Source organism: Paraburkholderia humisilvae, assembly GCF_902859855.1.
In the GTDB taxonomy this organism is placed as follows: Bacteria; Pseudomonadota; Gammaproteobacteria; order Burkholderiales; family Burkholderiaceae; genus Paraburkholderia; species Paraburkholderia humisilvae.
Window position 1 is genome coordinate 1 of the sequence record NZ_CADIKH010000135.1, and the last position, 8,089, is coordinate 8,089.

Below are 8,089 nucleotides of genomic sequence, written 5' to 3' on the forward strand. Positions count from 1 at the left end.
CGGATGAAGCATACTTCGCCATGCTGCCAGCGATAAAATCGGCAGCTTGATTGCCTCAGCGATTCCACTTAAAAACTCGCGGATCCTGTCCGAACGAATGAGGCCACCTCTGATAGCCATGCCGCAGACTGCGTTTGGAGGGCAGAAAACCATACAAGCACTGCGCAACATGATTGCCAAAGCGCTCAGGCTTATTCTGCGTCACTCCCTTTTCCTCAGCCAGCAGCACAATTCCAGCGATCGTTTCGGCCAAACCCGCTTCGAGTGATTCTGGTATGCAATCGGCAAAGAGGTCCTTCACCGATCGCCCGTTGGGTTTAAGATGCCGAGCCGAAGCGAAAACTGCGTCCAAAGCTTGGCTGGTCTGCTACTGGCGATTTCGAGCCAACACTGTCACTCTCACTCTCTGAGCCGGACGCAGTCTTGAAATCGTCTTCTGAATCGGATTGAACCCCGGCTAGCAGTTGACCCGCTCGATTATTGTCAACTTCGACACCTGCTTTTTTGAGAAGATCATTAAAAACAGCACCGTTGGCATTTGGCGAGCTCTGCTTATGGCCTAGGACAAACCTGGCATCGATATTATTCCTCGTGCGCTCAGAGTTCGCCGATCGCATAAACGGATCCGCTTCAAGCGGCACCTTATCTGGTGGGCAAATTACCCTTACTAGTGCCTCTTTACCACGCGAAGTCGTCATAGCGACCACTTTTGCGACGCTTTTATTACTCGCGAAATGATGGTGCCCTGCATTTTCGGTTGCCAATTCACCATCGGCCTGGAATCGACCTTTCTTAACCGCGTCGCCCGTGTAGCCAAGTCGCTTTCTTTCGATCATAAAGCCATTTCGTAATATATCTTCCTTGCTCTCGCGGTCAGTTCCGTGATACCGGACCGCCTCTTTGTAGGTGCGCCTAGCCACCGCTTGCGCCGATTCGCCAGCTTGTTCGGTCGATGACGACGGCGTGCTATTTAACGGATCAAGCGCGCAATTACGAGATCTGCTGCTCATGGAGAAACGGGGGGCCATATCGGCAGCAGGTATCGCACTCTCCCGATCCGAGGTCGGGTACTGACTGACTCTATTTGAATCGGTACGATTTGAATTCATTTACAGTCCTTAAGATATGCACAGGGAAGCAGTCCGTGGTGTATGCGAAAAGCGAAACCGCGCCCTCGTGAAAGCGTCCTATTCGCTTGGCGAACTCGACAAAGCGTGTTGAGCCGCATTGGCCGTTCAAATATAAGTCTTTGAAAGCGGACGCCAAGTGCATTTGGCGAAAATCGTCATCAAAGCGCGAAGCAGTCGCGATCCCGTCAACTGGCTCCGAAGCGTGGCAATATCCGGCCCAAACCTCGAGTATTCGAGAGAGTGCGTTTTGGGGCACCCCCTTCGGGAAGGGTTACAGGACAATCAACCGTTGAACCGCTACACGCCCCTGATCTGGCGAAAGATGCACATAGCGCTCTGTCACGGTTACGGACGAGTGGCCAAATGGATCCCGAACAACATATAGCGACACACCATCCATCACGAGCCATGAGGCGAACGTGTGACGCAGATCGTGAATGGGAAAATCGTCAATGCCGCTACGCTTGCAGGCAGCCTCAAAGCCCTTTTGCAGCGTCGTGATGTGAGCACCGGCTTCCGTTGCAAACAAGGCGATCCCGAACAATGGTCCAGCTGCCAGCTGTGCTGATCCCGCAACACCGACAGCGCCGGGTCATTCAACGAAATCAACCTCCGTCTGGCCGATTTCGTGAGCCGCGCTTCTAGAGAGAAGCACTGTCTTTGGAAATAGACCGGTTGCGCGACAAGCCCCGTCGTTTTCGGCGGGGAAGGATAGCGCGGACGCCAAAGGCGTCCTTCCGGGGCCTCAGTGACGCGGCGTTGCAGGCGAATGCCAATGATGCGAAGGCACACGACCAGCGTTTTGCCCAACGGCGCAAGACGTTGAGCGAGACCGTCTCGAAACATGAGGCGACACTCGGACAGCGTGACGCCATTAACGGTGCTGCGGCCGCGCGCGACGATGCGCAGGTTCGTATTGGTCGCGAAGAGGCGAAGCTCGAACCGTTGCAGGCCGTGATCGCCGATCTGGAGCAAAAGCAGTTGTCGCTCACCTCGTTGACCTCGGGCCTGAAAGGGCTTGAATCGGATGGGACGTCGAAGCTGACGCTGCTTCGGAGCCTGGACGCCCAAGCGGGCGTGATCGCACAGGTTCCCTGCTCCGGTCATGAGATGCATGCCACCTGCCCATTGCTGACGCAGGCACGGGAAGCGGGGGCGAAAGCCTCCGAGCACCGTGTTTCACTGGAGTCGCTGCGCGAGAGGTTCCGCATGCAGCGCGCGGAAGCCGACCTACTCGGACCGCAGGTACAGCAGCTTCCTGCGAAGCGTGAGGCGTTGAAAGCGGTGAACGACTCGCTGAAGAAGGCGCGTCAGGACCTGCAGAATGCCCTCGACCTTGCCGCGCGCAAGCCGTTGCTGGACGCGGCTACGGAAGGACTGCCCACCGCCCGTAATGATCTGCAAACGCTCGATGCCGAAGAGAGCGATGCACGTCAACGCCGGGAGACGGAGACAGCGCGTCTTACGTTGCAGCTTCAGGAAGTCGATGCGGAACTGGCTCGCCTTGCTGCCGTCGATGTGACCGCGACAATTGAGGATATCGATCGTCAGTTAACCACTGGGCGTGAGGCTGTAACAGCCGCAGATGCGCAGATTGAAGCATTGATCCGTGCGCAGGCAACGCGCCAGGCCGAACGCGATGCGCTCGAGAAGGATCTGTCCGGTTTCGACGCGACCCAGTCGCGCGCGGGCCGCATCTCCGATGAGATCGTGCGCTGGAAGCTGCTCGCGAAAGGACTGGGCAGCGAAGGCGTAATCGCCCTGACGATCGACGATGCGGGCCCGGCGCTCACGCAGATGGTGAACGACCTGCTACTCGCGTGCTATGGCTCTCGCTTCACGGTCGAGATTCGTACGCAACGAGAACTGTCCAGCGGAGAACTGCGCGAGGGATTCGAAATCCTCGTGCACGACGCCGACAACGACAGCATCAAGGCGGTAACGGTGATGTCCGGTGGCCAGAAGGTCTGGATCAACGAGTGCCTCACGCGCGGTATTGCGCTGTATCTGGCCGGCAACGCGGGGCAGCCGTATCAGACGCTTTTCAGTGATGAATCGGACGGCCCGCTCGATCCTGAGCGCAAGCTGCAGTTCATGCGGATGAAGCGTGAGGTACTGAAGCAGGGTGGGTATCAGCGTGAGTTCTTTATTTCGCAGACACCGGACCTCGTTGCCGAAGCCGACGCCGTGATCGATGTCGAGGCGCTCGCTGTCTGAGCGTTCATTACTTTTTAACCCTGTGGGGAACGCTCCCCGCAGGGGCGTTCCTCGTTTTGAGGAATGCCATGCAGAATCTTCTCATGCTGCTGATCGTGGCGGGCGGAAGCTCGTCGCTGTGCGCGTACTCGAACCAGCCGCAGGCGCACACGGAACACGCCAGGCCGTCGATCGTGGTTGTCCAGCCGAAAGGCGAGCCGGGGGACTTTATCCTCTGCCCGGACGGCCGTGTGCTGACGTTTGCCGTGAGCCACCCGAAAACCTGCAACTGACCCGGCCACTAACCCCGCCTTTCAAGCCCCATTCCTCGCAGGAGGTCTGGGGCATTTCTTTCTTATGGAGGTGAAGCCGTGAGCAACCGGATCAAGGTCGCAGCGGTAGCAGGGGCGCTGTTCGCTGTGGCGCTCCTCATGATCGAACAAGGTCGCGCTGGCGCCGGTAGAAATGCTGGTCCGCAAGTGGAGTACACCCAGGCGAGTCCGTCGCCATTCGAACGGCATTTGCGGTACAGCCGCATATAGCCGATGGACTACTAACACTGGCAGGAGAAAATTGGTGTCAAAGTTCGAAGAAGAAAACCCGTTGCCTATACCTGCGTACGTTTCGACCGCATGCGGCATCGCGGTTGTAGCACGCCCGAGAAAAGCCAGCGAGCCAGATCTCCTCGCCGGGCTCGAAAATGCCATTCTCGTGGTGAAAGGCCCAACCGATAACGTCGTTTTCAGCGTGTCCCCTTCCTTACCGTGGACGCACGACGCCATTGTCACTGCCCTTGGGCACGAGGATGTTGTGCGTGCCGTGAACGATGACGTAGCGGATGCCTACCTTGGTGATTGCTGGATCGGCAGCACCGAGCTTTAGCAGTTCATAACCCGATCTGGCCAGGCTCGTTCCAGCCGGAAAAATCTTATTTTCTTGACCCCTGCGGGCGCACTCCCGCAGGGTGCTCCTGCGCAAGGAGCGATAGTGTTTGACGAGATTCTGCAAAAAATGGAGGCGGGGATCGCCGTGCTCACCGGCCTCATTCGCGAAGGCCACCCGCTGTGCGGCACGCTCAGCGGCAAGGATTCGACGTGCGCAACGATCCTGATGCTCGAGGCGGTCCGCCGCGTCGCGATACAGGATAGTACGCAGCCTGCGCACTACATCTCGACGGCCAATACGACGATCGAAAACGCGAGTCTGTCGCGGCACATCGACACGATGCTCGATGAGATCGAACATCATGCGGTGGTGCAAGGCCTGGCCTTCGCGACTACGTGGCAGAGCAATGGAACAGCTACCGGCATCCGGAGCGTGTTTCGACATATGCGCAAGCCACGGGCGGAGAGCGTGTCGTCTACTTCGATGAATCGGAACAGCTCGACGTCGACGCGACGCGTGCGTGCGAATTCGTCACGTGCACGTTCGACTACGGCTGGGCTGCGAGAGCGCAGCAGCACGCGGCAATCGACTCGGCGCGCTTCTGGCTCAACGAGACGATTCTGAAACTGCCTGCCGGAATGTCGCAGCGCTATCAGGAAATGGCGAGACGCGGGCAGTACTTCGCGAACCTTGCCCAGCGCCTGAACCTCACGCCAGCGGGGCTCGACCAGCATCTGGTCCGCAACTCGATCAGCGACGCAGAGCACGCACGGCTGGTCTCCCAACAGCAGCCGGATCTCTTTTCGTTGGCCGCGTAAGCGGCGCTTTCATTTCACCCTTGCGGGGCAACCCGCAAGGGCTGCCCTGTCGATCGGAGCATTCATGCAATTCGAAACAATAGGGGCCGGCATGCCGGTCTTCCAGAAAAACGCCCACGTCCGCGACGGCCTGCTGGTGCGGGTGGGCATACCGCATCGAAGCGGCAAGCTCGCGTTTCACGCATTCAACGAAGGCTATGCGGCCATGGTATCGGCGTCGGCCTTCTGGAACGCGAGGAGCGGCAGGTTCGTGATACCGCAAGCGACCGACCTCACCGAGATCGATTTCGCGCTCGACAGTGCCGGATTCACCGCAATGCGCGCCTTTCAGGCGAAGGGACGACAGCGCGGCATCGCCGGGATCTATCCATGGACGATGGAACAGTATGTCGAACTGGCGTCGTTCAGCGGTGCGAACTGGATCGCACAGCCGGACCTGTGTTGTGAACCGGAGCTGGCCGCCGATCAGGTAGCGATCGACTACCGGATTGACGCGACGGCAACGTTGCTGGAACACATGCTGCGCGTCGTCTATGCATGGCAAAACGAGCTTTTGAATACGTGGAGCGCTGACGCTGTCCAGAATGCATTGCGTATCCCCGTCCCGGTGGCTCAGGGGTGGTCCGTGGACGATTATCGACGCAGCATCGACCTCATGTTCGAGGTATGGGAACGGTGGATGCCATGGATCAGCGCACCCGTGCTGATCGGGCTGGGCTCCGTCTGCCGGCGTCCCCTGACGCATCCAAGGCATGGCCTGTTCGCCATTCTGGAAGGGCTGGAAGGGCACCTGCCGCCCGGATCGCGCCTGCACCTTTTTGGCGTGAAAGGGCAGGCCCTCTCTCGCGTGAAGATGTACGACTGGGTCGCCAGCGTCGATTCGATGGCGTCCGATTTTGCCGCACGCGTCGCGGCGCGAGAGCGGGGTATCTCCAATAACATGCGGCACCGTTGCGCGGAAATGTCCCGCTGGATGGCAGCGGCCACCGGGCGAATCAAACCGCGCGCGGGCGATCAGTTCCGGCTGCCTCTTGTTGCCTGAACTAGTTTTTCTGCACGCGCCTGCGAGTTTTTCGGAACCCGTGGGCGTTTTCTTTTTTGTCACATCGTGTTGTACACGTCTTGATGCAACAGCGCGCTGCTGCCAATTTTCCGAGGAACCCGGCAATGGCGGTGCAAGCAGAGCGGGTTTCGCCCTCTTTCGAGCAAACGTCCTCGTAACACGCACCGAAATTCACACGTAGCGAGGGCTTGCGACAGTCCCAATATGGGACTATACTGCGCTCATGAGAGTCGTTGCGAAAAGAGTCCTTCTGGCATTCGGCGACAAGCATCCGATTGCGCGGCAAGCGTTGCTCGCATGGCACGAGGAGGCCATAAAGGCCGCCTGGATGACACCGCAGGACATAAAGGCCAGATACGCGACCGCGAGCTTTGTCGGCCGAAATCGTGTGGTATTCAACATCAAGGGAAACGACTACAGGCTCATTGTCGCTATCGCTTATCGCATTGGTGTCGTCTATATCAAGTTTATCGGAACGCACGGCGAGTACGACAGGATCGATGCCGAAACTGTTGAACTGGAGTGACCAAGATGGAAATTCGACCAATTCATAACGAGCGCGACTACAAGGAAGCGCTCCAGATCGTATCTGGCCTGGTCGATGCCGACCCGGCACCGGGCACGCCTGATGGGGATCACCTCGAAATTCTGGCCACGCTAATCGAGCGTTACGAGGCAGAGCATTTCCCAGTCGATCTTCCCGATCCTGTTGAGGCCATCAAATTTCGTATGGAGCAGGCCGGACTCTCCGCCAGCGACATGCAGCCGTACATCGGCAACCTGAATCGCGTCTACGAAGTCCTCAATCGAAAGCGTGGACTCAGCCTTTCGATGATTCGTCGCCTGAACCGCGAATTGAAGATTCCTGCCGAAGTACTTATCGGATAGGAAAATACGATGCTCAACGACAAATCGACCGCGGTTCGAATTAGGGTGCGTCAGGATGGCTTTGACTCCGGCCACGAAGGCAAGTCTCAGCGCAGTTGCCCATTTGAGGAATCGACGGATCTCGCGCACGAGTGGCGTTGCGGGTGGATTGCGGGATGGTGTGAGCAAGCGCCCGCGACTGCGAACTGATCGGGAAAGCAGTCATGAGAAAAGCGCGCGATTTTGACACTTGGGCCGCTGAAGCATCGCGAGAGTTGGCAAACCTCGGTATGCCGATGCTGGATGCAAAGCATGTCCCGTACGACAAAGAGGAATGGTTTCGGCGTGAGTTTGATGCTGGTGAAGACGCTGCGATGACCGCGCAAGAATGGTTTAGCAACAACTAGGAAAACACCTCCTCATGAAATCCCCATGGGATCGGGTCAAGCTCCGGGTAAATGCGTGGGACGGTCCAGCACCGGAAGGCGGCGACGAATTGCGTACCGGCACCGGGCGGCGCTACCAGATCGTCACGATAACCGGGCGGACATTGGAGTGTTTGGTGTTGCCCGCCGATGCGGAAGTTCAAGGACGCGTGTTCCATTGGACATGGGCTGCGCGAAGCAAGAGTGCGGATTTCGGTGATGGTCATCAGTCGTTTCGGCGATCGTGATCAGGCTGGAAGGTGGTGTTGCGCGGTTAGTGGATTATAGCGAGAGCGATCACGATCAGGCGTCGGCCGAATCCGGTTTGGTTTTCTTTCTCATCGAATCGCCCTTGATCGGGAGTTTGTGGGCTTGATGCACGAGCCGGTCGAGGATGGCGTCGGCGAGCGTGGGGTCCTGGAGCCGGGCGTGCCAGTGCTCGAGCGGCAACTGGCTGGTGATGACGGTCGAACGCGTGCCGACGCGATCGTCGAGCACTTCGAGCAGATCGAGCAGATCGAGCAGATCGTTGCGTGCGCCCTGATCGAGATCCTGCAAACCCCAGTCATCAAGTAATGTTGCGCGCAACATTACTTGACTTATGTGCAGCGCGCGGTTATGTGGAGTTTCCTCTGGGCGGTGCTTCGGCGCTTGGTTGCGTCAGGAGTTCGTCAACATAACTTCGTCGTGGGAGTAGCGTAGTTC

12 protein-coding genes are annotated in these 8,089 nt (G+C 58.2%); 8 read left to right on the forward strand and 4 right to left on the reverse strand.

Features of this window, described 5'->3' with window-relative positions:
• Window positions 1-317: 317 nt before the first annotated feature.
• Together HV796_RS39030 and HV796_RS44820 are read right to left on the reverse strand one after the other, a co-directional pair.
• On the reverse strand, window positions 318-1,109 hold the full coding sequence (locus HV796_RS39030) for a hypothetical protein (RefSeq protein WP_175233127.1): 792 nt from the start codon (window positions 1,107-1,109) through the stop codon (window positions 318-320).
• Window positions 1,110-1,401: 292 nt separating this feature from the next.
• Complete coding sequence (locus tag HV796_RS44820; RefSeq protein ID WP_246356320.1) at window positions 1,402-1,674, reverse strand: tyrosine-type recombinase/integrase; 273 nt, start codon at window positions 1,672-1,674, stop codon at window positions 1,402-1,404.
• A gap of 278 nt (window positions 1,675-1,952) precedes the next feature.
• Here HV796_RS44820 and HV796_RS39040 point away from each other — a divergent pair, with 278 nt between their 5' ends.
• Both HV796_RS39040 and HV796_RS39045 read left to right on the forward strand, forming a co-directional pair.
• Entirely contained in the window at window positions 1,953-3,347 is a 1,395-nt protein-coding gene (locus HV796_RS39040; protein ID WP_175233128.1) for a sbcc family protein, read from the forward strand.
• 68 nt (window positions 3,348-3,415) lie between these two features.
• Entirely contained in the window at window positions 3,416-3,619 is a 204-nt protein-coding gene (locus HV796_RS39045) for a hypothetical protein (protein WP_175233129.1), read from the forward strand.
• Window positions 3,620-4,085: 466 nt separating this feature from the next.
• Here HV796_RS39045 and HV796_RS44825 read toward each other — a convergent pair whose 3' ends face one another.
• On the reverse strand, window positions 4,086-4,574 hold the full coding sequence (locus HV796_RS44825) for a hypothetical protein (RefSeq protein WP_246356321.1): 489 nt from the start codon (window positions 4,572-4,574) through the stop codon (window positions 4,086-4,088).
• Between the two features lie 32 nt (window positions 4,575-4,606).
• Between HV796_RS44825 and HV796_RS44830 the strand changes: the two genes are divergently transcribed.
• The 6 genes from HV796_RS44830 (at window position 4,607) to HV796_RS39080 (ending at window position 7,632) form a co-directional block, all read left to right on the forward strand.
• Window positions 4,607-5,029, forward strand: coding sequence for a hypothetical protein (locus tag HV796_RS44830; protein ID WP_246356322.1), 423 nt, complete (start codon window positions 4,607-4,609; stop codon window positions 5,027-5,029).
• Between the two features lie 250 nt (window positions 5,030-5,279).
• Window positions 5,280-6,071: a deazapurine DNA modification protein DpdA family protein gene (locus HV796_RS39060; protein ID WP_246356323.1), complete on the forward strand. Its 792-nt coding sequence runs from the start codon at window positions 5,280-5,282 to the stop codon at window positions 6,069-6,071.
• A gap of 244 nt (window positions 6,072-6,315) precedes the next feature.
• Entirely contained in the window at window positions 6,316-6,618 is a 303-nt protein-coding gene (locus tag HV796_RS39065) for a type II toxin-antitoxin system HigB family toxin (RefSeq protein ID WP_175233131.1), read from the forward strand.
• Between the two features lie 5 nt (window positions 6,619-6,623).
• Window positions 6,624-6,980 (forward strand): helix-turn-helix domain-containing protein, encoded by a 357-nt coding sequence (locus HV796_RS39070; protein ID WP_175233132.1) that lies wholly within the window; start codon window positions 6,624-6,626, stop codon window positions 6,978-6,980.
• 203 nt (window positions 6,981-7,183) lie between these two features.
• Window positions 7,184-7,366, forward strand: a complete 183-nt coding sequence (locus HV796_RS39075; RefSeq protein ID WP_175233133.1) for a hypothetical protein — start codon at window positions 7,184-7,186, stop codon at window positions 7,364-7,366.
• Between the two features lie 14 nt (window positions 7,367-7,380).
• Complete coding sequence (locus HV796_RS39080) at window positions 7,381-7,632, forward strand: hypothetical protein (protein WP_175233134.1); 252 nt, start codon at window positions 7,381-7,383, stop codon at window positions 7,630-7,632.
• 55 nt (window positions 7,633-7,687) lie between these two features.
• Here the strand turns inward: HV796_RS39080 and HV796_RS39085 are convergent, their stop codons facing one another.
• A complete protein-coding gene (locus tag HV796_RS39085; RefSeq protein ID WP_377757415.1) occupies window positions 7,688-7,975 on the reverse strand; it encodes an ATP-binding protein in 288 nt (95 codons plus the stop codon).
• Window positions 7,976-8,089: the final 114 nt, after the last annotated feature.

Bases quoted from the DNA above. Each gene is read 5' to 3' on its own strand.
- HV796_RS39065 (WP_175233131.1), top strand. From the start codon at position 6,316: ATGAGAGTCGTTGCGAAAAGAGTCCTTCTGGCATTCGGCGACAAGCAT.
- HV796_RS39070 (WP_175233132.1), top strand. From the start codon at position 6,624: ATGGAAATTCGACCAATTCATAACGAGCGCGACTACAAGGAAGCGCTC.
- HV796_RS39080 (WP_175233134.1), top strand. From the start codon at position 7,381: ATGAAATCCCCATGGGATCGGGTCAAGCTCCGGGTAAATGCGTGGGAC.
- HV796_RS44825 (WP_246356321.1), bottom strand. From the start codon at position 4,574: ATGATGTTCGATCTCATCGAGCATCGTGTCGATGTGCCGCGACAGACT.
- HV796_RS39045 (WP_175233129.1), top strand. From the start codon at position 3,416: ATGCAGAATCTTCTCATGCTGCTGATCGTGGCGGGCGGAAGCTCGTCG.
- HV796_RS39030 (WP_175233127.1), bottom strand. From the start codon at position 1,109: ATGAATTCAAATCGTACCGATTCAAATAGAGTCAGTCAGTACCCGACC.
- HV796_RS39085 (WP_377757415.1), bottom strand. From the start codon at position 7,975: ATGTTGCGCGCAACATTACTTGATGACTGGGGTTTGCAGGATCTCGAT.
- HV796_RS39075 (WP_175233133.1), top strand. From the start codon at position 7,184: ATGAGAAAAGCGCGCGATTTTGACACTTGGGCCGCTGAAGCATCGCGA.